Annotated in this window: 24 protein-coding genes and 1 tRNA gene; 19 read left to right on the forward strand and 6 right to left on the reverse strand. The window is 58.5% G+C overall.

Going from position 1 to position 22,447, the window contains the following annotated elements; genetic code table 11:
- Positions 1-53 precede the first annotated feature (53 nt).
- From JJN09_RS28880 to JJN09_RS28925, 10 genes are all read left to right on the forward strand, one after another.
- The gene (locus JJN09_RS28880) at positions 54-1,892 is read left to right on the forward strand and encodes a long-chain-acyl-CoA synthetase (RefSeq protein WP_249484843.1); all 1,839 of its coding nucleotides are present in this window, start codon (positions 54-56) and stop codon (positions 1,890-1,892) included.
- A gap of 97 nt (positions 1,893-1,989) precedes the next feature.
- A complete protein-coding gene (locus JJN09_RS28885; protein ID WP_249484844.1) occupies positions 1,990-2,508 on the forward strand; it encodes an ankyrin repeat domain-containing protein in 519 nt (172 codons plus the stop codon).
- Between the two features lie 91 nt (positions 2,509-2,599).
- On the forward strand, positions 2,600-3,130 hold the full coding sequence (locus JJN09_RS28890; protein WP_249484845.1) for a hypothetical protein: 531 nt from the start codon (positions 2,600-2,602) through the stop codon (positions 3,128-3,130).
- A gap of 71 nt (positions 3,131-3,201) precedes the next feature.
- Entirely contained in the window at positions 3,202-3,393 is a 192-nt protein-coding gene (locus JJN09_RS28895; RefSeq protein ID WP_003223221.1) for a PLDc N-terminal domain-containing protein, read from the forward strand.
- A 135-nt stretch (positions 3,394-3,528) separates the two neighbouring features.
- Positions 3,529-4,404 carry a polyamine aminopropyltransferase gene (gene speE, locus JJN09_RS28900; protein WP_085690505.1) on the forward strand — a complete coding sequence of 292 codons (876 nt, stop codon included), beginning with the start codon at positions 3,529-3,531 and terminating at the stop codon, positions 4,402-4,404.
- Positions 4,405-4,558: 154 nt separating this feature from the next.
- Positions 4,559-4,792, forward strand: coding sequence for a hypothetical protein (locus JJN09_RS28905; RefSeq protein WP_249490868.1), 234 nt, complete (start codon positions 4,559-4,561; stop codon positions 4,790-4,792).
- Between the two features lie 211 nt (positions 4,793-5,003).
- A complete protein-coding gene (locus JJN09_RS28910; protein WP_096822957.1) occupies positions 5,004-5,351 on the forward strand; it encodes a ribonuclease E inhibitor RraB in 348 nt (115 codons plus the stop codon).
- 477 nt (positions 5,352-5,828) lie between these two features.
- Positions 5,829-7,238 carry a circularly permuted type 2 ATP-grasp protein gene (locus JJN09_RS28915; RefSeq protein WP_025113343.1) on the forward strand — a complete coding sequence of 470 codons (1,410 nt, stop codon included), beginning with the start codon at positions 5,829-5,831 and terminating at the stop codon, positions 7,236-7,238.
- Between the two features lie 12 nt (positions 7,239-7,250).
- A complete protein-coding gene (locus JJN09_RS28920; protein ID WP_096822958.1) occupies positions 7,251-8,201 on the forward strand; it encodes an alpha-E domain-containing protein in 951 nt (316 codons plus the stop codon).
- Positions 8,198-9,007 carry a transglutaminase family protein gene (locus JJN09_RS28925; RefSeq protein ID WP_085710657.1) on the forward strand — a complete coding sequence of 270 codons (810 nt, stop codon included), beginning with the start codon at positions 8,198-8,200 and terminating at the stop codon, positions 9,005-9,007. Before JJN09_RS28920 ends, JJN09_RS28925 begins: the two co-directional genes overlap by 4 nt.
- 14 nt (positions 9,008-9,021) lie before the next feature.
- On the opposite strand, the gene JJN09_RS28930 is transcribed toward JJN09_RS28925, so the two are convergent.
- Complete coding sequence (locus JJN09_RS28930; protein ID WP_249490869.1) at positions 9,022-9,849, reverse strand: cytochrome c; 828 nt, start codon at positions 9,847-9,849, stop codon at positions 9,022-9,024.
- 583 nt (positions 9,850-10,432) lie between these two features.
- Between JJN09_RS28930 and JJN09_RS28935 the strand changes: the two genes are divergently transcribed.
- The 3 genes from JJN09_RS28935 (at position 10,433) to JJN09_RS28945 (ending at position 14,618) form a co-directional block, all read left to right on the forward strand.
- Positions 10,433-11,638, forward strand: coding sequence for an acetyl-CoA C-acetyltransferase (locus JJN09_RS28935; RefSeq protein WP_249484846.1), 1,206 nt, complete (start codon positions 10,433-10,435; stop codon positions 11,636-11,638).
- A 17-nt stretch (positions 11,639-11,655) separates the two neighbouring features.
- Positions 11,656-13,800, forward strand: coding sequence for a 3-hydroxyacyl-CoA dehydrogenase NAD-binding domain-containing protein (locus tag JJN09_RS28940; RefSeq protein WP_249484847.1), 2,145 nt, complete (start codon positions 11,656-11,658; stop codon positions 13,798-13,800).
- Positions 13,801-13,895: 95 nt separating this feature from the next.
- A complete protein-coding gene (locus tag JJN09_RS28945; RefSeq protein WP_249484848.1) occupies positions 13,896-14,618 on the forward strand; it encodes an amidotransferase in 723 nt (240 codons plus the stop codon).
- A 42-nt stretch (positions 14,619-14,660) separates the two neighbouring features.
- Here the strand turns inward: JJN09_RS28945 and JJN09_RS28950 are convergent, their stop codons facing one another.
- The 3 genes from JJN09_RS28950 to JJN09_RS28960 all read right to left on the reverse strand — a co-directional run bounded on the left by JJN09_RS28950 (position 14,661) and on the right by JJN09_RS28960 (position 17,395).
- Positions 14,661-15,632, reverse strand: a complete 972-nt coding sequence (locus JJN09_RS28950) for a magnesium and cobalt transport protein CorA (protein ID WP_249484849.1) — start codon at positions 15,630-15,632, stop codon at positions 14,661-14,663.
- 134 nt (positions 15,633-15,766) lie between these two features.
- On the reverse strand, positions 15,767-16,489 hold the full coding sequence (locus JJN09_RS28955; RefSeq protein ID WP_249484850.1) for a 1-acylglycerol-3-phosphate O-acyltransferase: 723 nt from the start codon (positions 16,487-16,489) through the stop codon (positions 15,767-15,769).
- A gap of 216 nt (positions 16,490-16,705) precedes the next feature.
- Positions 16,706-17,395: a crotonase/enoyl-CoA hydratase family protein gene (locus JJN09_RS28960; protein WP_085732367.1), complete on the reverse strand. Its 690-nt coding sequence runs from the start codon at positions 17,393-17,395 to the stop codon at positions 16,706-16,708.
- Between the two features lie 306 nt (positions 17,396-17,701).
- Here JJN09_RS28960 and JJN09_RS28965 point away from each other — a divergent pair.
- The 3 genes from JJN09_RS28965 (at position 17,702) to JJN09_RS28975 (ending at position 19,329) form a co-directional block, all read left to right on the forward strand.
- A tRNA-Ser gene (locus JJN09_RS28965) sits at positions 17,702-17,791 on the forward strand.
- Positions 17,792-17,869: 78 nt separating this feature from the next.
- On the forward strand, positions 17,870-18,235 hold the full coding sequence (locus JJN09_RS28970; protein WP_249484851.1) for a hypothetical protein: 366 nt from the start codon (positions 17,870-17,872) through the stop codon (positions 18,233-18,235).
- 374 nt (positions 18,236-18,609) lie between these two features.
- The gene (locus JJN09_RS28975) at positions 18,610-19,329 is read left to right on the forward strand and encodes a hypothetical protein (RefSeq protein ID WP_249484852.1); all 720 of its coding nucleotides are present in this window, start codon (positions 18,610-18,612) and stop codon (positions 19,327-19,329) included.
- A gap of 29 nt (positions 19,330-19,358) precedes the next feature.
- On the opposite strand, the gene JJN09_RS28980 is transcribed toward JJN09_RS28975, so the two are convergent.
- Positions 19,359-19,973 carry a hypothetical protein gene (locus JJN09_RS28980; protein WP_249484853.1) on the reverse strand — a complete coding sequence of 205 codons (615 nt, stop codon included), beginning with the start codon at positions 19,971-19,973 and terminating at the stop codon, positions 19,359-19,361.
- A gap of 704 nt (positions 19,974-20,677) precedes the next feature.
- Between JJN09_RS28980 and JJN09_RS28985 the strand changes: the two genes are divergently transcribed.
- Positions 20,678-20,998: a YbjQ family protein gene (locus tag JJN09_RS28985; protein WP_007959944.1), complete on the forward strand. Its 321-nt coding sequence runs from the start codon at positions 20,678-20,680 to the stop codon at positions 20,996-20,998.
- A 54-nt stretch (positions 20,999-21,052) separates the two neighbouring features.
- Here the strand turns inward: JJN09_RS28985 and JJN09_RS28990 are convergent, their stop codons facing one another.
- Positions 21,053-21,337, reverse strand: coding sequence for a hypothetical protein (locus JJN09_RS28990; protein ID WP_249484854.1), 285 nt, complete (start codon positions 21,335-21,337; stop codon positions 21,053-21,055).
- Between the two features lie 242 nt (positions 21,338-21,579).
- Between JJN09_RS28990 and JJN09_RS28995 the strand changes: the two genes are divergently transcribed.
- Together JJN09_RS28995 and JJN09_RS29000 are read left to right on the forward strand one after the other, a co-directional pair.
- The gene (locus JJN09_RS28995; RefSeq protein ID WP_249484855.1) at positions 21,580-21,768 is read left to right on the forward strand and encodes a hypothetical protein; all 189 of its coding nucleotides are present in this window, start codon (positions 21,580-21,582) and stop codon (positions 21,766-21,768) included.
- Between the two features lie 310 nt (positions 21,769-22,078).
- Positions 22,079-22,447 (forward strand): glycine zipper domain-containing protein, encoded by a 369-nt coding sequence (locus JJN09_RS29000; RefSeq protein ID WP_115077119.1) that lies wholly within the window; start codon positions 22,079-22,081, stop codon positions 22,445-22,447.

The following is a 22,447-nucleotide window of genomic DNA, read 5'->3' on the forward strand; positions in this document are numbered from 1 at the left end:
TTGCCCGACAATAAAAAATCCGGCCTGCACATCAAGGTCGAACGGGAGCTGCCATGAGCCACGCGCCGAGCGACACGATTACCTGGGGCATGATGCTCCGCAAACTGCCGATGATCGCCAAAGCCATCCCTCGGGTGGTGAAAGGCATGAAGGTGGCCAACGTCAAGGATCCGACCCAAACCTGTGGCCTGGGCTGGACATTCGAGCAAGCGACCCTGCGCAATCCCGAGGGTCCCGCGCTGCTGTCGGGCGAGATGGTGCTGAGTTATTCACAGGTCAATCAGTGGGCCAACCGCATCGCTCACTACCTGATCGGGCAGGGCATCGGCAAAGGCGATGTGGTGGCGGTGTTCATCGAGAACCGCCCGGAACTGCTGGTGACGATTCTGGCGCTGGCCAAGGTCGGCGCGGTCAGCGCACTGTTGAACACCTCGCAGACCCGCGACACGCTGATCCACAGCATCAATCTGGTGGCGCCGGTGGCGATCGTCGTCGGCGAGGAATTGCTGCCAGCCTTCGCGGCGGTGCGCGAGCAGGTGACGATTGCGCCGGCCCGCACTTGGTTCGTGGCGGATCAGGACACTTTCAGCCACCCGGGCATCGCCCCGGAGGGTTACACCAATCTGATCAGCGCCAGCGCCGACGCACCTGTCGACAACCCGGCCAGCAGCCGGCAGATTTTCTTCGATGACCCATGCTTCTACATCTACACCTCCGGCACCACCGGTTTGCCCAAGGCCGGCGTGTTCAAGCACGGACGCTGGATGCGCAGCTCGGCGAGCTTCGGCATGATCGCCCTCGACATGCGCCCGGACGACATCGTCTATTGCACCTTGCCGCTGTATCACGCCACCGGGCTTTGCGTGTGCTGGGGCTCGGCGGTCAATGGCGCGTCGGGTTTCGCGATTCGCCGCAAGTTCAGCGCCCGCCAGTTCTGGAGTGACGTACGCCACTACCGCGCAACCACTATCGGCTACGTCGGCGAATTGTGCCGTTATCTGGTGGATCAGCCGGTCAGCAGCGATGACAGCCGCCATGACGTGCGCAAGATGATCGGCAACGGTTTGCGGCCCGGTGCCTGGGCCGAGTTCAAGACCCGGTTTGCGGTGGATCACATCTGCGAACTGTACGCGGCGAGCGACGGCAATATCGGCTTCACCAACATTCTCAATTTCGACAACACCATCGGTTTTTCGCTGATGGCTTGGGAGTTGGTCGCCTACGACCAGGACAGCGGCGAACCGATCCGCGCTGACGACGGGTTCATGAGCAAGGTCGGCCGGGGCGAGCGCGGCCTGTTGCTGGCGCGGATCGACGACAAGGCGCCGCTGGACGGCTACACCGATCCGCAGAAAACCGCGAAAGTCGTGCTGCAGGATGTTTTCGCCAAGGGCGATCGCTTCTTCAATACCGGCGATCTGCTGCGCAACATCGGTTTCGGCCATGCGCAGTTTGTCGACCGCCTCGGCGACACTTACCGCTGGAAGGGGGAAAACGTCTCGACCACCGAAGTCGAGAACCTGTTGCTCCAGCATCCGCACATTTCCGAAGCCGTGGCTTATGGCGTGGAAATTCCCAACACCAACGGTCGCGCCGGGATGGCGGCTATTACACCCGCCGAATCGTTGGCCACGCTGGACTTCACCGAGCTGCTGGCCTTCGCCCGCCAGCGTATGCCGGCCTATGCGGTGCCGTTGTTCTTGCGGGTCAAGGTGAAGATGGAAACCACCGGCACCTTCAAATACCAGAAGACGCGCCTGAAAAACGAAGGCTTCGATCCCGGCCAGACGGGCGATGACCCGATCTATGCCTGGTTGCCGGGGACCGAAACCTACGTGCAGGTCACCGAAGAAATCCTCGCGGACATTCGTGCAGGGAAGTTCCGTTATTGATATTGGCTATCGACTGTCTTGGAAAAAAAGGGGTGACAGCTATCGCCGCGCTCGGGAAACTATCGGCTTTCCGATTGACCGAAAGTGGAGTTGCCCCATGTCCGACCAAAGCCGCCAGATGACCCCCGAAGAAGCTGCCGAATTCACCGAGCAGGTTTTCAACAAGGCACGCGACGGCGATGCGGTGATGCTTGATCGCCTGATCACAGCCGGTCTGCCGGTCAACTTGACCAATAGCAAGGGCGACACCTTGCTGATGCTCGCCAGTTACTATGGGCATGTGGACGCGGTGCAAGTGCTGCTCAAGCACAAGGCCGACCCGGAACAACGCAATGGCAACGGCCAGAGCCCGATTGCCGGCGCAGCGTTCAAGGGTGATCTGGCCGTGGTCAAGGCATTGGTCGCCGGTGGAGCGCAGATTGAAGGCGCTTCCTTCGATGGCCGCACGGCGCTGATGATGGCGGCGATGTTCAACCGGGTTGAAATCGTCGAGTTCCTGATTGACCAGGGCGCCGACCCGAAAGCCAAGGACGCCAACGGCATCACTGCGCTGGACGCGGCCCGCACCATGGGCGCCGTGGACACCACCGCGCAGCTGGAAAAACTGCTGGGCTGAAGCCGTCGGGCCGGAACCCGCTCTGTGGTGAAGGCGAGAATGCGCTATCCTTCGCGCCCTCAAAATTCTCTTCGCCACAGGATCCGCCCCCATGAAAGCCGCACTCGCCGAACTCATCAGCAAAATCAGCTCCGGCTGCATGGGCGACGACGAGATCCTGAAGGTCGCCGATGAAGCGGCGCAGGCCTACGCCGATGCCGATGCTTTTCTGACCGCCAATCCGGACATCAACTACGACGACACTTTCCCGATTCCTTTGGGCGAGTGGGTGGTGGTGGGCAGCCTGCCGGAGACCGTGCTGTTCCAGGCCGACACCTACGTCGACCTGTTCGCGCAGGTCGTGGCTTCGTTCGGCCCCGGCGTGGAGTTCAACCTCAAGCCCAAGCAACTGGCCAAGACTGAGGCGCTGACCGCACTCAACCGCATCCAGGTGCAGATGAGCAGCATGAACAAGGAAAACGGCGGTTACACCCTGATGAACTTCAGCCAGTTACTCGACGACGAGCTGCAAGTGGTGCTGGTCTACGGCAACGACGTGCCGCGAGTGCTGGAGCTGTGTGCCGAAGTCGGCATCACCGCCGCGCCGTCGCTGGAAGCCTTGAAGGTCGCGGTTCACGTCTGAACGCAATAAAAGGGAACCCTGCGCGCGACCGTCTATCCTAAAAGTGCATGCCACTATTCTGGAGCGACACCATGGGTTCCACGTTCAACGGCCTGATCGGCCTGATCATTCTTGCCCTCGACATCTGGGCGATCATCAACGTGCTGAAAAGCGGCGCCGAGACCGGGATGAAAATCCTCTGGGTGCTGTTGATCATCCTCCTGCCGGTGCTGGGCCTGATCATCTGGGCCATTGCCGGGCCGCGGGGCAATGTGCGGATCTGACCGTTCGCACCATGGATTGCGCGGGGCCGATGAAGTGAGGTTCGACCTGTCATCTTCGGCAACGTAGAATGCGCGCCTTTCCCGGGCAATCGAACCTGACGATTGGCGCCCGCGCATTCATCGGAGCACTTCACCATGACCGTCACCAAGACCAGCGAATACCTGGAAACCCTCTACGAAGGCTACGGCCAGCGTTTTCGCATGGAAAAACTGCTGCACGAAGTGCGCACCGAACACCAGCACCTGGTGATCTTCCAGAACCCGCGCATGGGCCGGGTGATGGCGCTGGACGGCGTGATCCAGACCACCGAAGCCGATGAATTCATCTACCACGAAATGCTCACCCACGTGCCGATCCTCGCCCACGGCACTGCCAAGCGCGTGTTGATCATCGGCGGCGGCGACGGCGGCATGCTGCGCGAAGTGACCAAACACGCCAGCGTCGAGCACATCACCATGGTCGAAATCGACGGCACCGTGGTCGACATGTGCAAGGAATTCCTGCCGAACCACTCCAAGGGCGCCTACGACGATCCACGCCTGAACCTGGTGATCGACGATGGCATGCGCTTCGTCGCGACCACCACTGAAAAGTTCGACGTGATCATTTCCGACTCCACCGATCCGATCGGCCCGGGCGAAGTGCTGTTCTCGGAAAACTTCTACCAGGCCTGCCACCGCTGCCTGAACGAGGGCGGCATCCTCGTGACCCAGAACGGCACGCCGTTCATGCAGATCGAAGAAGTGAAAACCACCGCCGGTCGCCTGCGCAGCCTGTTCCCGGACTGGCACTTCTATCAGGCGGCCGTGCCGACCTACATCGGCGGTTCGATGACTTTCGCCTGGGGCTCGACCAACCCGGCCTACCGCAAGCTGAGCCGTGAAACCTTGCAACAACGCTTCATCGGCAGCGGCATCGTCACCCGTTACTACAACCCGGAAATCCACATCGGTGCCTTCGCCTTGCCACAATACGTGCTGCAAGCGGTGAACAAACCGAGCAACGACTGATCGTTCAGCCGTCATCACTGCGGGAGCGAGCGGCTTCGCTCCCGCAGATGAAATGTTTTTCATGTTTCATCGGTGTAAAGCTTTTGAACGATCATTCCTGACAAAAGTCGAGATAGATATGAGCCCATTTGCGGGTTTGTTCGAGGAGGCACCAATGCAAAAGTGGAAAGTCACTTTCGTGGATGATCACGGTGAAATTGTTGATGAAATCTTCGAGCGCGCGGAATGCCCCAGCGACGATGAGGCTGCCCGTCTGATCAAGGAAAAACTCCTTCCTGTCGCCGCCGCACTGGATCTCAACGATCTGGAAGGGCGAACCGCCGATGCAGGCGCCAAAAGCCTGAAAACCCAGAACAGCATCGAAATCCGCAGCATCACTCCCGTCTGAAAAACTTCTTGTCCTTAACGCACCAGGCCTTGGCAGCGGCTCTATCTTGGGGCTACTCTGCAAGCGAGATCAGCGAACGGATCGCTAAGGTCTGGTCTTGTCAGCTACATGCTTGTTTCCCGCCGGCAACACGGTTGTCGTAGCGCCAGGGCCGTTCGGCCATGTGCAGGGAATACGGAAAGTCTATCCATCTATGCGAGGGGGACGATTCATGAGCACAGCCTATCAAGAAGACATCAGCAGCAGCGTGCTGCGCCGCATGAAAGAAGGCGGTTTCGATTTTTCCCGATTCCATCCCATCGAGTTCTACGCCATTTTCCCGGACGAGGAGCGGGCGCGCAGGGCGGCAGGAAAATTTCGCGGTGAATCCATCAATGCCCAGGTCAGTGCGCGCGACGACGGCGCGTGGTCCCTGGAATTGAGCAAGGTGATGTACGCAACCTACGACGACATTGGCGATTTCGAACAGGGCTTTTCGGCGGTGGTCGAGCCCTTGGGCGGCATCATCGAAGGCTGGGGCGTGAAGCAGGAGGTGCGCAACCGCCATCGTTTGAACTGATAACCCTCGCAACACGTCGAGCAGCGGCTGACCTTCGGGTCGGCCGTTGTCGTTTCTGCACCCTGAACATCGCACGGCAAAACCCTGAAACAAGAATTCGAGGCAAAAAAAAAGCCACCTGAAGAGGTGGCTAAAAGGGAAGACCGGAAGGAGAGGAAACCGGTCAGGGTTACGGCCGGTAGGGCTGCCGGGGCAGCCCGGATCAGTGGTGCTGCGCACTTCGTCAGGGACGTTTCGCAGCGGATGTGCGGATTATCCGCAGCCGGCGCCGGGCAGTGAAATCAACTCTGACTATGCTGGTGATAGGCGACTGCACTGCGTCGCAATGAGGCGGGGGCGATCAGGTTGGGGCATTTGCCGCACAGGAATGGTGCGGTGGTTGTGGCGTGAATATCCAACCGATTGAAATCAAAGCGTTTATGCCGATGGCACGGGCCTTGCGAAGGCCTGTATGTCCGGGGTGACAAGGAGTACGGCATGATCCGCACCTATTTTGATGAAATGTACGATGCCGGCGGCCAGGTCCGCCCGCATTACCGGGAGTTTGCCCGCTGGCTGGCCGATACGCCTGACGAACTGCTGGCCCAGCGGCGACGCGAGGCCGATCTGCTGTTCCATCGTGCCGGGATCACTTTCACGCTCTACGGGGACGAGCAAGGGACAGAACGCCTGATTCCCTTCGACACCATTCCGCGCAGCATTCCCGCCAGCGAGTGGCGGATCGTCGAGCGCGGCTGCATCCAGCGGGTCAAGGCGTTGAACATGTTCCTCGCCGACCTTTACCACGAGCAGCGCATCATCAAGGCCGGGATCATTCCCGCCGAGCAGGTGCTGGCCAACGAGCAATACCAGTTGGCGATGCAAGGGCTGGATCTGCACCGCGATATCTATTCGCACATCTCCGGCGTCGACTTGGTGCGCGACGGCGACGGCACGTATTACGTGCTCGAGGACAACCTGCGCACGCCCAGCGGCGTGAGCTACATGCTCGAAGACCGCAAGATGATGATGCGCCTGTTCCCCGAGCTGTTCGCGGCCCAGCGCATTGCCCCGATCGACCATTACCCGAACCTGTTGCTCGACACCTTGAAAAGCTCAAGTCCCATCGACGACCCGAGTGTCGTGGTGTTGACACCGGGCCGGTTCAACAGCGCGTTTTTCGAGCATGCGTTTCTCGCCCGGGAAATGGGCGTGGAACTGGTGGAGGGCGCGGATCTGTTCGTGCGCGACGACAAGGTCTTCATGCGCACCACCGACGGCCCGAAAGCGGTGGACGTGATCTACCGCCGGCTCGACGACGCGTTTCTTGATCCATTGGCCTTCCGCCCGGATTCGATGCTCGGCGTGCCGGGGCTGCTGTCGTCCTATCGCTCCGGCAACGTGGTGCTGGCCAATGCGATCGGCACCGGCGTGGCGGATGACAAGTCGGTGTATCCGTTTGTCACCGAAATGATCCGTTTCTACCTCGACGAAGAGCCGATCCTGAAGAACGTGCCGACGTGGCAGTGCCGCAACCCGTCTGAACTTTCCCATGTACTGGCCAATCTTCCAGATCTGGTGGTCAAGGAAACCCAGGGCTCCGGCGGTTACGGAATGCTCGTGGGGCCGGCGGCGACGACGGCGGAAATCGATGCGTTCCGCGAGCGGATCAAGGCCAAGCCCCACGCGTACATCGCGCAACCGACGCTGTCGCTGTCGACCTGTCCGACCTTTGTCGAAAACGGCATTGCGCCGCGCCATATCGACCTGCGCCCGTTCGTATTGTCCGGCCGCGAAACCCGGGTCGTGCCCGGCGGTTTGACCCGTGTCGCCCTGCGTGAAGGCTCTCTGGTGGTGAACTCATCCCAGGGCGGCGGAACCAAGGACACCTGGGTGGTCGAGGATTGAAGGAAGCCTGCCATGTTAAGTAGAACTGCCTCGGATCTGTACTGGATGTCGCGTTACCTGGAGCGGGCGGAAAATCTCGCCCGCATGCTCGATGTCAGCTATTCGCTGTCGCTGATGCCGCAGGACGGCCGTGGCGACGGTTTGCACGAACTGGCGATGCCGCTGCTGATCACCGGCACGCTGGACGATTACCTGGAGCGTCACGGCGAGCTGCATGCCGAGCGATTGCTGCACTTCTTCGCGCTCGACGCGGCCAACCCGGCGAGCATCTACAGCTGCCTCGGCGCGGCGCGAGCCAGCGCCCACGCGGTGCGCGGTCGGATCACCGCCGACATGTGGGAGAACATCAACGCCACCTGGCTGGAGATCCGCGGGATCGCCAACCAGGGCCTCAGCCGCTATGGCATGAGCCGTTTCTGTGAGTGGATCAAGGAACGTTCGCACCTGTTCCGAGGGGCGTCCTACGGCACCATCATGCGCAACGACGCGTTTCGTTTCATTCGTCTGGGTACGTTTATCGAGCGGGCGGACAACACGCTGCGCCTGCTCGACGCCCGTTACGAAATGGCCGGCGATCAGGCCGAAGCGGTCAGTGACGGCACTGCGCACGCCTATTACCAATGGAGTGCCTTGTTGCGGGCCTTGTCATCGTTCGAGGCCTACACCGAAATCTATCGCGATGCACCCGGCGCCCGGCATGTCGCCGAACTGTTGCTGTTGCGCGCGGATGTGCCGCGCTCGCTGCGGGCCTGTACCGAAGAAATCGACCAGATTCTCGCGCAACTGCCGGGGGCCAACGGCCGTCCCGCGCAAAGGCTGGCGGCGGAAATGGACGCACGCCTGCGCTACACCGGCATCCACGAAATCCTCGAGGAAGGGCTGCACGCCTGGCTTACCGAGTTCATCCCGCTGGTGCGCCAGTTGGGCAACGCCATTCACAGTTCCTACCTGGAGGCCGCATGAGACTTTCCATCAGCCACGAGACCACCTATCACTACGAAGATCAGGTGCGGGCGAGCATCCAGTACCTGCGCCTGACACCCCACGACAGCGAGCGTCAGCACGTGCTGAGCTGGCAGCTCGACCTACCGCGTCCGGTACGCGCCCAGCTCGATCCGTTCGGCAACATCCTGCATGTGCTGACCATGGACGAGCCCCACGAAGCGATCATCATCGGTGCCCGTGGGCAGGTCGATATCGACGAGTTGCGTGAAGCGGAGCATGAGAGTCAGTCGGCGCTGCCGTTCCTGCGCTTCACCCGTTTGACCGAGGCGGACGAGGCGCTGCGGGCGTTTGCCGAGAAGTCCTGCAAGCAACGACGCGACCGCAATGCACTGATCGATCTGATGCATGGGCTGAATCAGCACATGACCTATAAGCCTGGTTCCACCGAAGTCGACACCAGCGCCGCCGAGGCGTTTGCCGGGCGGGCGGGTGTTTGCCAGGACCACGCCCACGCGTTTCTGGCCTGTGCGCGCAGCCTCGGTGTGCCGTCGCGGTATGTGTCGGGTTATCTGTACAGCGAGGATTGCGAGCATCTGGCCAGCCACGCCTGGGCCGAGGCCTGGATCGATGACGCCTGGTACAGCTTCGATGTGACCAATGAACTGGCGCGGCCGGAGCGACACCTGAAACTGGCGGTGGGGCTGGATTACCTTGACGCCTGCCCGGTGCGGGGCATGCGCCGGGGCGGCGGGTCAGAGCAGATGCACGCGAAAGTGCTGGTGTCGCCGACACCCGCGCCAATCATCTCGGTGCAACAGCAGTAAACGATGTTGTCGGTTTACTTGGCGGGCGCAACCTTGCGCCCGGCCATGTGCTGCAAATAACCCACCAGCTTCTGCAGATCCGCATCCGGTAATACTTCGGCGGAAAACCCTGGCATCTTCGCTTGCGGCCACTGGCGCAAACTCTGCGGATCGCGGATGTAGCGCTTGAGGAAGTCCGCGCCGAAATACTCGGTCGGGTTGTAAGGAATATTCAGGTCCGGCCCGAATTGCGCATCACCCGCACCATTCAGGCGATGACAGGCCAGACAGTTCTTCTGGAACAGCGCAAATCCCTGATTCACCGGGTCATCGGCCTTCAGCGCAGGATCCGGCAGCAGGGCAGGGAAGCGCTCGGCCACTGGCGCCATGCGTTTGATGCTCGCCACTTCGAACGGCCATTGTTCGGGGCTGATATGGTCGGCCTGCGGATTGGTCCACACCAGATAGAACGGCCCGGCGCTGTGTTTGCCCTCCGACAGCGGCGGCCATGGGTGAGTCGGGTCTTCGATGGCCAGCCAGGCGCGTGAACCTTGGGCGTTCAGCAATGGACCAGCTGACAGTTCGGCGGCAAAACCGTCCAGCGCTACGGCTTGCAGGTGATCTTCCGGTTTGATTCCGGTCAGCAATGCGGCCACGGGCACGGCGCGATAAGTCATGTCCTTCTTGTAGGACACGTCGTTCTTTATCGTGAGGGTTTGTACCTGAGGATGCTTGAGTAATTCCTCGGTCTGCCAGGTGCGACTGTTCGCGCCCAGTTCCAGATTCAGCTGTGCGGCAGACAGGGGCAAGCTCAGGAGCATGGCCCCGAACAGAATGAGCGTTTTCAAGTGATCGCCGTCCATGTCGTGGAAGTGCGCAAAGGTTGGCACAGCCACGCTGGCCCGGGTAGCGGGCCAGTCATATTTTCAGTGGCGATGAGCAAAACCTGCCGCTTGAATCAGCCGATGACCTTGGTCAGATTCGGCAAAATCAACAACAGCGTCGTGGCGAAAAGAATGAGCCCTGCTTGACGAACTTTCGGTTGTTTGAACATGGCTTGACCGCCTTTTTTGTTATTTCCTGATGCCTGCCTGCATATCCATGATGGCAAGCGCTGCACTTCCTGTTGAAGAACGCCTGCCTCGGCAAAACCCGACGACAACGACGTACATGTTCACCTTAGGGCCCGCGTCACGCTTGGCTTAGATCCATTTCATATGTATTTGCTACCAGGCGCGATTAAAAAGGCATGAGGCCCATTGCCAGCTTCTTTGCCGCCCTTTTGCTAGACAGCTCGCTGACCTGAACCGGTTAACCTGGCCGGGAATGACCGTCCGTCTGAGCGTGCGCGTCAACGTCATTGAGCGCTGTGGTCATTGAATCCGTGACCGTCCCGGCCAAGAGTGGAGGCACGAATTTCACTCACCGCACAGGTTCGAGAACGCCATGACCCAAGCTTTGATTTTCGACGCGTTACGCACGCCCCGTGGTCGGGGCAAGGCCGACGGTTCGCTGCACAGCGTCAAACCGGTGAACCTGGTGGCCGGCCTGCTGAACGCTTTGCAGGCGCGCACGGCGCTGGACACCAGCCAGGTCGATGACGTCGTGCTGGGTTGCGTCACACCGATTGGTGATCAGGGCTCTGACATCGCCAAGACCGCCGTGCAGGTGGCCGATTGGGACGTTAGTGTTGCCGGCGTGCAAATCAACCGGTTCTGCGCCTCGGGGCTGGAAGCGGTGAACCTGGGGGCGATGAAAGTGCGCTCCGGGTACGAAGACCTGGTGGTGGTCGGCGGCGTCGAATCCATGTCCCGCGTGCCGATGGGCAGCGACGGTGGTGCCTGGGCGCTGGACCCGCAGACCAACCTGCACAGCCATTTCACCCCTCAAGGCGTCGGCGCCGACCTGATCGCCACCCTTGAAGGCTTCAGCCGTCAGGACGTTGATGCCTACGCGCTGCACTCGCAACAGAAAGCCGCCCGGGCTCGGGCCGACGGTTCATTCAACAAGTCTTTGGTGCCGGTGCAGGACCAGAACGGCATCATTCTGCTCGATCACGATGAATTCATTCGTGCCGAATCGACCCTCGAAGGCTTGGGCAAGCTCAAGCCGAGTTTTGAAATGATCGGCCAGATGGGCTTCGATGCCACGGCGTTGCGGGTCTACAGCCATGTCGAGCGCATCAACCATGTGCACACGCCGGGCAACAGCTCGGGAATCGTTGATGGCGCGGCGCTGATGCTGATCGGCTCCGAGGCCAAGGGCCGGGCGCTGGGGCTGCAACCCCGGGCGCGGATTGTCGCCACGGCGGTCACCAGCACCGACCCGACCATCATGCTCACCGGCCCGGCGCCGGCCACCCGCAAGGCACTGGCCAAGGCCGGGCTGCGGGTCGAAGACATCGATCTGTTTGAGGTCAACGAGGCGTTCGCCTCAGTGGTGCTGAAATTCATCAAGGACATGGCCGTCGACCCGGACAAGGTCAACGTCAATGGCGGCTCGATTGCGATGGGCCATCCACTGGGCGCTACCGGTTGCGCAATTCTCGGCACCTTGCTCGATGAACTGGAAGCCCGGCGCCTGCGCTACGGCCTCGCGACGCTGTGCGTCGGCGGCGGCATGGGCATCGCCACCATCATCGAACGCCTCTGACCTCAAGGAACCTTGTCATGACCCAAGCCATTCGTTACGAAAAAGGTCAGGACGGCATCGTCCTCCTGACCATCGACATGCCGGGCCAGAGCGCCAACACCATGAATGCGGTGTACCGCGAAGCCATGGCCGAAAGCGTCGCCCGATTGCAGGCGGAAAAAGATGACATCGCCGGGGTGATCATCACTTCGGCCAAAAAAACCTTCTTCGCCGGCGGCGACCTGAATGAACTGATCAAGGTCGGCAAGCCCGAAGCCAAGGCTTTCTACGACATGGTACTGACCCTCAAGGGCCAATTGCGCACCCTGGAAACCCTCGGCAAACCGGTGGTCGCGGCGATCAACGGCGCGGCGCTCGGCGGTGGCTGGGAAATCTGCCTCGCCTGCCACTACCGCGTGGCGCTGCACGATGCTTCGGTGCAACTCGGCCTGCCGGAAGTGACCCTCGGTCTGTTGCCGGGCGGCGGCGGAGTGGTGCGCATGGTGCGCATGCTCGGCATCGAAAAAGCCCTGCCGTATCTGCTCGAAGGCAAGAAAGTCCGCCCGCAACAGGCGTTGCAGGCGGGTTTGATCGATGAGCTGGCGGCGGATCGTGATGAACTGCTGGCCAAGGCCCGTGCCTGGATTCTGGCCAATCCCGCGGCCGTGCAGCGTTGGGATGTGAAGGGCTATCAGATTCCCGGCGGCACACCGTCTAACCCGAAAGTCGCGCAGATGCTGGCCATTGCACCGTCGATCCTGCGCAGTAAAACCCAGGGCACGTTGCCGGCGCCGGAGAAGATCCTCTGCGCGGCGGTGGAAGGCGCGCAGGTGGATTTCGACACGGCGCACCTGATCGAAACTCGCTACTTCACCGAATTGACCACCGGCCAGATCTCGAAAAACCTGATCGGCACCTTCTGGTTCCAGCTCAATGAAATCAATGCCGGCGGCTCGCGGCCGCAGGGTTTTGCACCTTACGTGACGAAGCGCGTGGGCGTCCTCGGCGCGGGCATGATGGGGGCCGGTATTGCCTATGTCAGCGCCTCGGCCGGTATCGACGTGGTGCTCAAGGACATCAACCTTGCCGCTGCGGAAAAGGGCAAGGCGCATTCGGCGGCACTGCTGGACAAGAAAGTTGCTCGCGGGCAGATGTCCTCGGAGCAGCGTGAAGCGGTGCTGGCGCGTATCCAGCCGACCGAAAGCGATGCCGATCTGGCGGGTTGCGATTTGATCATCGAAGCGGTGTTCGAGGATCGTCAGCTCAAGGCCAAAGTCTCGGCAGCTGCGCAGCAGATGGTCGGTGCCGACGCGGTGATTGCCTCCAATACTTCGACCTTGCCCATCACCGGCCTGGCAGCTGCGGTGCCGGATCAGAGCAAGTTCATCGGCCTGCACTTCTTCAGCCCGGTGGAAAAGATGCCGCTGGTGGAGATCATCAAAGGCGCGAAAACCAGCGACGAAACCCTCGCACGCGGGTTCGATTTCGTCCTGCAAATCAAGAAAACCCCGATTGTGGTCAACGACAGTCGTGGCTTCTTTACCTCGCGAGTGTTCGGCACCTTCACCAATGAAGGCATTGCCATGCTCGGCGAGGGCGTCAGTGCGCCGATGATCGAGACCGAAGCGCGCAAGGCCGGCATGCCCATTGGGCCGTTGGCAATCTCTGACGAAGTTTCCCTCAGCCTGATGAGCCATATCCGTCAGCAAACGGCCAAAGACCTGCAAGCGGAAGGGAAAGCGCTGATTGAGCACCCGGCGTTCGCCGTGATTGACTTGCTGCTCAACGAATACAAGCGGCCGGGCAAGGCAGCGGGAGGCGGTTTTTATGAGTACCCGGCGGGCGGCCAGAAACACCTGTGGTCCGAGCTGAAAACCCGTTTCGAGAAAGCTGACGGGCAGATTTCGCCGAAGGATGTGCGTGACCGGTTGCTGTTCGTGCAGGCGATCGAAACCGTGCGCTGTGTGGAGGAGGGCGTACTGACCTCGACGGCGGACGCCAACGTCGGCTCAATCTTCGGCATCGGTTTCGCGGCATGGACGGGCGGGGCGTTGCAGTTCATCAATCAATATGGTGTTAAGGACTTTGTCGCCCGGGCCCAGTACCTGGCGGAACAGTACGGTGAGCGTTTCGCACCGCCTGCGCTGCTGTTGGAAAAAGCCGCGAAGGGCGAGTTGTTTTAACGGGGTGGGGACGCATTTCGGGGCTTGCCTTGCCGGGTGGTTTCAAGGCAGGCTCTGGGGTGTGCATTATTCCCATCACGTGTCAGGTATTTTTTATGTCGCTACGCATCTGCATTCTGGAAACCGACATCCTGCGTCCGGAACTGGTCGATCAATATCAGGGTTACGGGCAGATGTTCCAGCGCCTGTTCTCGCAACAACCGATCGCCGCCGAGTTCACGGTGTACAACGTGATGCAGGGCGATTATCCGAGTGATGACCTGACGTTCGACGCGTACCTGGTCACCGGCAGCAAGGCCGACTCGTTCGGTACCGACCCATGGATTCAGACCCTCAAGCAATACCTGCTGACCCGCTATGAGCGCGGCGACAAACTGCTCGGCGTGTGCTTCGGCCATCAACTGCTGGCGCTGCTGCTGGGTGGCAAGAGCGAGCGGGCGACCCAGGGTTGGGGCGTTGGCATTCACAACTACAAACTGGCGGCCAAGGCACCCTGGATGAACCCGGTGCGCGAAGAACTGACGCTGCTGATCAGTCACCAGGATCAGGTCACGGCACTGCCGGAAAACGCCACAGTGATTGCTTCCAGCGATTTTTGCCCGTTCGCCGCTTACCACATCAACGATCAGGTGCTGTGCTTCCAGGGGCATCCGGAATTCATTCACGATTACTCGCGGGCGCTGCTGGATCTGCGTCAGGAAGCGTTGGGTGAGCAGATCTACAGCAAGGGCGTGGCCAGCCTTGAGCACCAGCACCACGGCGCCACGGTGGCGGAATGGATGATGCGCTTCGTGGCGCACAAGCCGACCGCCGCTTGACCCCAAATGCCCCCGTGTCGTACACGGGGGCGTTTTTTTAACTCACAGCCAGCCCGATTTCTTGAAGCTCGCCCACAGCCCCACGCAGCCCACCGTGATAAAGCTCAGCACGGCGAAATAGCCGTAGTGCCAGCTCAGCTCCGGCATGTTCTGGAAGTTCATCCCGTAAATCCCGGCTACCGCCGTCGGGAACGCCAGAATCGCTGCCCATGCTGCAAACTTGCGCTGCACCACGCTTTGGCGTGACGCCTCCAGCAACACACCGATTTCGATGGTCTGGCTCGCAATGTCGGCCAGGGTGGTCAGGTCTTCCATCTGCCGCGTGACGTGAATCTGCACATCGCGGAAGTAAGGGCGCATGTTCTTGTCGATGAAGGGGAAGCTCAGCTTCTGCAACTCTTCGCCGATCTCCACCATCGGCGCCGCGTATCGACGCAAGCGCAGCACGTCGCGGCGCAGGCCATGAAGCTTCTGGATGTCGTGCTCGTTCAGCGCGCTGCACAACACGTTGCGTTCCAGTTCATCGATCTCGGCGTGGATCGCTTCACCCACTGGCTGATAGTTTTCGATGACGAAATCCAGCAGCGCATACAGTACGAAATCTTCCCCGTGTTCCAGCAGCAACGGCCGTGCCTCACAGCGCTGACGGACATGGGCGTAGGACGCCGAATGGCCATTGCGGGCAGTGATGATGTAGCCCTTGCCGGCGAAAATGTGGGTTTCGATGAACTGCAGGACGCCGTGTTCGCGCACCGGCGAGTAGGTGACGATGAACAGGGCGTCACCGAAGGTTTCCAGTTTCGGACGGCTGTGTTTTTCCAGGGCGTCCTCGATGGCCAATTCGTGCAGGTTGAACTGGCGTTGCAGGTTGGACAGCTCCTGGGCGTTCGGTTCTTCGAGGCCGATCCAGACGAAGTGCCCGGTCTTGGCGGCCCAGGCGGCGCCTTCATCGAGGGAAATATTGGTGACTTTCTTACCGGCGCTGTAAACCGCAGCAGCAACAACTCGACCCATGGTGGTGGTTCACTTCTTATTGGCAGATGGCAGGGGAGACATGGCTTCAGCTTAGCCGTGTCGCTGCTTGAGAGTCAGTGAAATCTGTACAGTTCACCGGGCAAAAGAAAACCCGCACTGGGCGGGTTTCTTTTTCACGCGGCTTGTAGTTGCCGATCCATCGCATCGATGCACTCGCGCATCTGTTCGCGACACTGGCTGATGAGCATGGGCATGTCGTCCATGGTCAGGCCGGCGGTAGGAATTGCCGGCAGCGAGCGTATGAGAACTTTTCCGCTGCGCCAGCGGTTCAGGCGCATGTGCTTGATGTAGCTGCTGACGCACACCGGAACGATCGGCACACCGGCGGCGATGGCCATCTGGAACGCGCCTTTCTTGAACGGCAGCAGATCTTCACCCAGGTTGCGCGTGCCTTCCGGGAATACCCAGATCGAGGTGTCTTTGTGCTGCAAGGTGTCGGTGGTCGTCAGCATCGACTGGCGTGCCTTGTGCGCGTTGCCACGATCGATCAACACATTGCCCGCCAGCCAGAACAATTGCCCGAACAACGGCACCCATTTCAGACTCTTTTTGCCAATGCACACGGTCCGACGTGGCACCACATTGCCGAACACGAACAGGTCGTAGTTGGACTGATGGTTGGCGATGATTACGCAGCTATCAGGCTTGTTCATCAGCTGACCGACGTCGGCCTTCACTCGCAGGCGCAGGATGCACATGGCCGGCAGCGCGTACAGTCGAGCGCACAGACGACTGTTGTCCGGATTGAATGGCCGACACAGCCCGAGGATCACCCCGAGCACGCCCGCCAGAATAAAGTGCAGGCCCATCAATAACATACGAAACACAAACAGCATTTTCAGGCCCCACCGGGACAAAAGGTGGCGCAGTGTACGGATGTGCACTGTTTTCGGCAATTGCCGCTATAGAGTCAGGAGATGGGCGATGTTTAAGCGCATGTTTCCGACTTGTCGGTCAGAGGCGTCCTAGAGCTGCTGTGGAGATTTAAACCATGCACGTAAGAAAAAGCCCGACACGACGGTCGGGCTTTTCTATACAGGAGCGAAGCGGGTTCAGCCCAGGTGTTCCTGATCCTGAATGATCGCGTTGTCCAGGGTTTCCAGCAGCGCCTTGCGTACCTTGAGCTTGGTGTTCTTGTGCGCGGTCATGTTGATCTTCTTCAACTGACGCGCAGCGGCGAGGGCGGCACCTTGCAGCTCTTCGGCCGAAACCACCTTGTCGAGGAAGCCGGCATCCACTGCGCTTTGGGGATCGAACATCTCGCCGTTGATTACCGAGCGATGGAAGGCCGAGCGGCGCAGGCGATCACGGGCCAGCTCGATGCCGGCGTGGTGCATGGTCATGCCGATCTGCACTTCGTTCAGACCAATGCTGAACGGACCGTCGACACCGATGCGGTAATCGGCGGACAACAGAATGAACGCGCCTTTGGCCACGGCATGACCCGGGCAGGCAACGATCACTGGGAATGGGTGCGACAGCAGACGACGGGCGAGGGTAGAACCGGCGGTCACCAGCGACACGGCTTCTTTAGGGCCGGCAGTCATTACCTTCAAATCGTAGCCGCCAGAGAGAATGCCCGGCTGGCCAGTAATGATCACAATGGCGCGATCCGCCACCGCCTGATCCAGCGCCGCGTTGAAGGCCGCGATCACGTCCGGGGAAATGGCGTTGACCTTGCCGTTGCTCAGGGTCAGGGTCGCGATACCGTCTTCGAGGTGGTAGGCAATCAGGTCGCTCATGGCGCAATTCCTTATAAGAAAGATGGGCAGACGTTACCCACCGTCGCCGGTCAGGTAAAGCACTGTGACTGACCCACCGGTCACCCTTGACCGGCTGACGCGCCGCAACGTGCCCACGGCAAACGCTTGCGCGCCTATATAGAAGGGCCGCACCCACCCGAGATTGGCCGGATTGCCATGGCCCATCGCTAGCGGAAACGACTTTTTCTCTTAACCGCATGAAAATTCTGAAAAAAAGTTTGCCATCAGAAAAGCTTTCGACTACATTAGCGCGCCTCGACAGACAGAACATGTTTGAAGAGATACGGTGAAGTGTCCGAGTGGCTTAAGGAGCACGCCTGGAAAGTGTGTATACAGGAAACTGTATCGAGAGTTCGAATCTCTCCTTCACCGCCAAATTCGAAACGACTAAACCCCTGAAAACGTTAAAGTTTTCAGGGGTTTTGTGTTTTTAGACGGGCAGAAAAGACCCGTATGGAAACATTCATGGGAATGCACGCTAAGAATTTTGAGTTCGCTGCTCAACTACCCTTGCTTAGCGTCCCACTGATGCCGATGGATAATGAAAGGACCTTCGCGATGCCTATACCGAGTGAATGGGAAGTTGAACAGGCCCGAAAAGCTGTGCAAGAGCGCATTAAAGACGTGAGTGAATCGCCAGATGACGCCCACCTGACGACCTCTTTTTTTCGCCTTTCCGGCTATCTTGAAGCCATGGAGGATCAGGAGCTTTTGAGCGAGGAGGAATGCAAAGTTTTATCGGACGAGGCAACGGAGGTGTTTCATCGACGAAGTGCTGAAATCAGACCTCCCAAAAAACAGTTGCCAACTTTCGAGTAACGGGATTTATGCAGCATCCCCCACATCTTGTCTAGTGATTGGGGGCCATTTTTGAAACCATGCCACACATGGCAACTCGCCTTTGTTGAACAAAAAAACAAAGCACAGCGTACGCTTGTGAATCACTTTAGAATCTTTCCTCCACTGCCAAATTATGAAATCGCAAACCCCTGATTTTCCTATAGGAAATCGGGGGTTTGAAGTTTTTAGCGCCTGGAAAAAGGCCATATGGGACCAAGTGCCGGTTGTCGAGGTTGGCAAAGCGACTGTGAATAGGAGCTAAGGTGGCCAGAGCGATGGAAAATAGGCAGCTACACTTGGCTTGCTCTCACAGATCTATCTGATCTGGGCGACGAGATACTAAGGAAAAAGCTATGCCATCTCGCAAACGACCCAAGACTTTGAAGCGCAACATTGCCGATCATCACATAAACATTCGACGTTGGAAGCGTTGGTTGCCAGGAATGAAACGAGACCTATCCGACTTGCTCAGTAAAAGAGAGACGTTCTGGGAACTGCAGGAGGTTGCGAACGAAAATCCTAAAATCATGAACCCATACAGCTTTTTTGATTGGATGTGCAGGAACTACGTCGTTTCTCAGGCTATCGGAATACGCAGCTTCATAGATCAGAGCCGCGACTCTCGCTCTCTCTGGCGTATGCTCTACGAGATGCTGGAAAACCCAGGCATCATAAATCGAGAAAATCATGTTCGAATGTATGGCAGAACACAGATAGGTCCTGAGCTAGGCCACATGACGTTCAACAATGTTGTTGGAAAAGGGCGCTCTCATCTAGCTCAGCAGGCAACTCGATCTGATCTGCGCGTCTTGGAGGATGCAAGTGAGCGCGTCAAGCGTTTCGTCAACAAACGGATCGCGCATAGAACTTCGCCCGGAGAACTAAGACGCTTACCGAAATTTGATGAACTCGACATGGCCCTTCAAAAGCTTGACGAGATATTCTGTAAATACAATCTACTCTTGACCGGTGAAGGGATAAGCTCTCTGCATGCCGTAAGGCAATTCAACTGGCGCGACGTTCTTTTGGAGCCTTGGATTCTTAAGGGTAGTAAGCTCCACCCGGATACCTAGCCACTCTTTGAATCCAATAGAGTTCTGATTTAATCGAACGCAAAAGGAAACTCCCAGGCGCAATTGTCCCTTAGCCGGTTATAGATACCTTGCTGGTCATCCAACTCCTCATGGTTGGCTAAATCCAAGTAGTAGTTGAGTCCGTCGTACACGTAGTAAATCAGCCATTCGCCTGTGAGGGCGCGCCTGTTTCGTCTTGCTTCGATTCCTCCGTAGACGAGGGCGTGTGATATTTGATTAGCTTTGACATTTCGATACTTCTCCATGTCCGAGTCATCTTCCTCCACTAATAAAATCTCATGCAGCTTTTCTTTAAGTAATCGGTGCTTAAGGGCGTATTCGCTAAACCATTTATTTTGTATGTTTTGTGGCAGATGGTATGCATCAAAGTAATGTTTGTGCCAAAAGCGACCAAGGATGGGGCCTCTGAATTTCTCAGCCGCTTTTGTACCAGTTGGTCGGCTGGTAGGCGTTTTTTCGAGTAGAGCAATCTCATCCAACACCGAAAATTTATTAATCCGTCGGAGTATTGACCCGTTGTGCAGGCGCAATGCAAGGCACTGGCTCATGCGATGTGAGTAAAGCTGCGATAGGGATACGTTTTTTTTAAGCAGCAGTGATTCATATCTATGCAGCAAAGGCATTAGGTTTCTCCTCCCCGAGGGTACTCACAGTTTTTATAAAACAAGTGCATGCTCAAGCAGACCAATAATGTCCGGCCCATCCTCATTAACCCACGTCCCACAATGCTGCCGGGTCATGTTCCCATTTGTTTGCCCTATCTGCACGGCCACCCATTCTATCGACGCCTCGCCCGTGAAGAGCAACCGGCTTGCCTAGGTATGCCGGCATTGACTAGGCACGCGATAACGGGCCCCTCTGTGTTCAAGTGAGACTTCAGAAAACGATCTCGCACAACGAAGCCACTGACATGCGGCAGACCGTTCTTGGTGTTCAGGAACGCAAAGTGCAGCTTGTGCTTCCGCGCAGCTTTATTGTCCTGCTCTACGATCTCGACGGTCTGCGCTTTTTTTGACCGGATTCATCGCATCGATATTACGCAGCGCATTCCACGCAGGACCGACGAAACGTCTCCGTTCCTTACAACAAGTAGACCTCCTCCCAAACTAGGGTGATGGTCTCCAAAAACCATGGCCCCACCCAATCATGATCTGCGCCATCAAAAGCTCTTAATTGACAAACTCGCTGTCCCCTTCTGGTTTCGCAAGAAGCCAGGGGTTTTGTGCATTCTGGTGTCCGGATTTTTTTGCTCACAGAGATGGGATCGGCTTCATTTTACCGGGGCAGTACAATCGCGGTTTTATCTGTGTGTAAAAGGACGACTTCCATGATCATTTCCACTACCCACTCCATCGAAGGCCGGCAGATCACGGCGTACCTGGACATTGTCAGTGCCGAGTCGGTGCAGGGCGTGAATGTGATTCGCGATATGTTTGCCGGCATGCGGGACTTTTTCGGTGGGCGTTCGCAGACGCTGGAGCGGGCGTTGAAGGAGGCGCGTGTTCAGGCGACTGACGAGATCAAGGAGCGTGCGCGAGCCTTGCAGGCGGATGCGGTGGTCGGGGTAGATTTCGAGATCAGCATGCCGGCGGGGAAGGGCGGCATGGTTGTGGTGTTTGCGACCGGCACGGCGGTCAAGTTGCGCTAAGCATCGGTTTGCCGACGGAGAGCCCATTCAAGGGAATGGGCTCGTTGCTGGCAATCAGCCCTGCGGTTTGAGCAGGATGGTGCCTTTCGAATCGTAGGTCAGTGGAGTGTCGATCGCGACGAGTGGCGTGCCGGTGGACTGGCCAGGCTGAACCGGGTCTGGATAGTAGATGACACCAGGTTTGCCAGGCTGCACCGGGCTAGGCCCGTCCAGTGGCTTGATGACGATTTCACCCGAAGCAAGCTTCTCCTTGAATTTTTCCGCCCCGGCTTTACCGGCGGCGATCTGCTCGTCCGTGAGCTTTACAACAGGCATCGGTGGGAATCCTTTGATTTCCATGTTCTCTCCTTGAGATTGATTGCGTAGGAAAAAGGGCAACGGCCAGTCGCCGAGAATCTTTAGCGGTGCAGGACCAACCGCTCATCAAGGTGTTTAAGTTTTGTAGTCCATTCGTCGGGCTCCGGGCAATCTGAATCACAAGTCCAGGAATGACCGGCTAGTCTCAAAATCCTTGGAGGTCGATATTTTTTCAGGCAAAAGGGTCTTGCCGGTATCGATCCGCTTTTGAAAGGGGTGAAGAGATGACTGATCCGTATATCGAAGACGACGGGGCTGAATTTCCATTCAACAATTGCGTGCGCTGCGGCCAGACCGAGTATCAGGCGGGTTTTGGCGAAGATCCGGTGCAGACCGGCAAGATCAAGTCGATAGCACCGAAGGGGCCTAAAGCCAAATTTCTGCCCAAGGTGACGACACGTTCTAGGAAGTAATCCGGATGCCACACAGCCCCGCCATTGAGCGGGGTTTTTTGTTTCTGATTTTTTGAGAAGCGTCCTACAGAAATTGCGGATTCGACTGGTTTCTTTCACAAACTTTTCACACCGGTCTACGTAGGGTGAAGCCATCCGTTAGAAAGCAAGTCTCCAGCCCGTCTCCCCAGCGGGCTTTTTTTTGCCTGCCATAAAACCTTTTCCAAAATCGCTGTCCAATCGGCGCCAAGTGCGTTGCGACGCTGGACTTTGCCATGGCAACAGCATTCAATCTGCGCCCTTTTTTCTTCCTTCTGTTGAGGTTTTGGTCATGCGTTTAACTCTGCCTGCTCTGGTTCTGGGGCTTCTGGTTGCTCAAGGTGCAATGGCTGGCGACGGTACCGCCGCACTGGGTGGCGGTCTGGGTGGCGCGCTCGGTAACGTGGTTGGCCAGAAAATGGGCGGCAGCAGCGGCGCGGCCATCGGCGCCGGCCTGGCCGGCGCGGCTGGCGGTGCGTTGGCAGCGAAGAAAGGTGCTCGCACCAAAGCGGCCATTGGCGGCGGTGTCGGCGCGGCAGGTGGTTCGGTGATCGGTAACAGCCTGGGCGGCAAGACTGGCGCAACCATCGGTGCCGGCCTGGGTGGCGCAGCCGGTGGCGCGGTGGGCAGCAATCTGTCCAAGGGTCACAAGCGTCACTGA

This window comes from Pseudomonas sp. HS6 (assembly GCF_023375815.1).
Taxonomy (GTDB): Bacteria; Pseudomonadota; Gammaproteobacteria; order Pseudomonadales; family Pseudomonadaceae; genus Aquipseudomonas.

Excerpts from the sequence above, each read along its gene's own strand:
- JJN09_RS28880 (WP_249484843.1), top strand. The coding sequence starts at position 54 with ATGAGCCACGCGCCGAGCGACACGATTACCTGGGGCATGATGCTCCGC.
- JJN09_RS28885 (WP_249484844.1), top strand. The coding sequence starts at position 1,990 with ATGTCCGACCAAAGCCGCCAGATGACCCCCGAAGAAGCTGCCGAATTC.
- JJN09_RS28890 (WP_249484845.1), top strand. The coding sequence starts at position 2,600 with ATGAAAGCCGCACTCGCCGAACTCATCAGCAAAATCAGCTCCGGCTGC.
- JJN09_RS28895 (WP_003223221.1), top strand. The coding sequence starts at position 3,202 with ATGGGTTCCACGTTCAACGGCCTGATCGGCCTGATCATTCTTGCCCTC.
- speE (WP_085690505.1), top strand. The coding sequence starts at position 3,529 with ATGACCGTCACCAAGACCAGCGAATACCTGGAAACCCTCTACGAAGGC.
- JJN09_RS28905 (WP_249490868.1), top strand. The coding sequence starts at position 4,559 with ATGCAAAAGTGGAAAGTCACTTTCGTGGATGATCACGGTGAAATTGTT.
- JJN09_RS28910 (WP_096822957.1), top strand. The coding sequence starts at position 5,004 with ATGAGCACAGCCTATCAAGAAGACATCAGCAGCAGCGTGCTGCGCCGC.
- JJN09_RS28915 (WP_025113343.1), top strand. The coding sequence starts at position 5,829 with ATGATCCGCACCTATTTTGATGAAATGTACGATGCCGGCGGCCAGGTC.
- JJN09_RS28920 (WP_096822958.1), top strand. The coding sequence starts at position 7,251 with ATGTTAAGTAGAACTGCCTCGGATCTGTACTGGATGTCGCGTTACCTG.
- JJN09_RS28925 (WP_085710657.1), top strand. The coding sequence starts at position 8,198 with ATGAGACTTTCCATCAGCCACGAGACCACCTATCACTACGAAGATCAG.
- JJN09_RS28930 (WP_249490869.1), bottom strand. The coding sequence starts at position 9,849 with ATGGACGGCGATCACTTGAAAACGCTCATTCTGTTCGGGGCCATGCTC.
- JJN09_RS28935 (WP_249484846.1), top strand. The coding sequence starts at position 10,433 with ATGACCCAAGCTTTGATTTTCGACGCGTTACGCACGCCCCGTGGTCGG.
- JJN09_RS28940 (WP_249484847.1), top strand. The coding sequence starts at position 11,656 with ATGACCCAAGCCATTCGTTACGAAAAAGGTCAGGACGGCATCGTCCTC.
- JJN09_RS28945 (WP_249484848.1), top strand. The coding sequence starts at position 13,896 with ATGTCGCTACGCATCTGCATTCTGGAAACCGACATCCTGCGTCCGGAA.
- JJN09_RS28950 (WP_249484849.1), bottom strand. The coding sequence starts at position 15,632 with ATGGGTCGAGTTGTTGCTGCTGCGGTTTACAGCGCCGGTAAGAAAGTC.
- JJN09_RS28955 (WP_249484850.1), bottom strand. The coding sequence starts at position 16,489 with ATGCTGTTTGTGTTTCGTATGTTATTGATGGGCCTGCACTTTATTCTG.
- JJN09_RS28960 (WP_085732367.1), bottom strand. The coding sequence starts at position 17,395 with ATGAGCGACCTGATTGCCTACCACCTCGAAGACGGTATCGCGACCCTG.
- JJN09_RS28970 (WP_249484851.1), top strand. The coding sequence starts at position 17,870 with ATGGAAACATTCATGGGAATGCACGCTAAGAATTTTGAGTTCGCTGCT.
- JJN09_RS28975 (WP_249484852.1), top strand. The coding sequence starts at position 18,610 with ATGCCATCTCGCAAACGACCCAAGACTTTGAAGCGCAACATTGCCGAT.
- JJN09_RS28980 (WP_249484853.1), bottom strand. The coding sequence starts at position 19,973 with ATGCCTTTGCTGCATAGATATGAATCACTGCTGCTTAAAAAAAACGTA.
- JJN09_RS28985 (WP_007959944.1), top strand. The coding sequence starts at position 20,678 with ATGATCATTTCCACTACCCACTCCATCGAAGGCCGGCAGATCACGGCG.
- JJN09_RS28990 (WP_249484854.1), bottom strand. The coding sequence starts at position 21,337 with ATGGAAATCAAAGGATTCCCACCGATGCCTGTTGTAAAGCTCACGGAC.
- JJN09_RS28995 (WP_249484855.1), top strand. The coding sequence starts at position 21,580 with ATGACTGATCCGTATATCGAAGACGACGGGGCTGAATTTCCATTCAAC.
- JJN09_RS29000 (WP_115077119.1), top strand. The coding sequence starts at position 22,079 with ATGCGTTTAACTCTGCCTGCTCTGGTTCTGGGGCTTCTGGTTGCTCAA.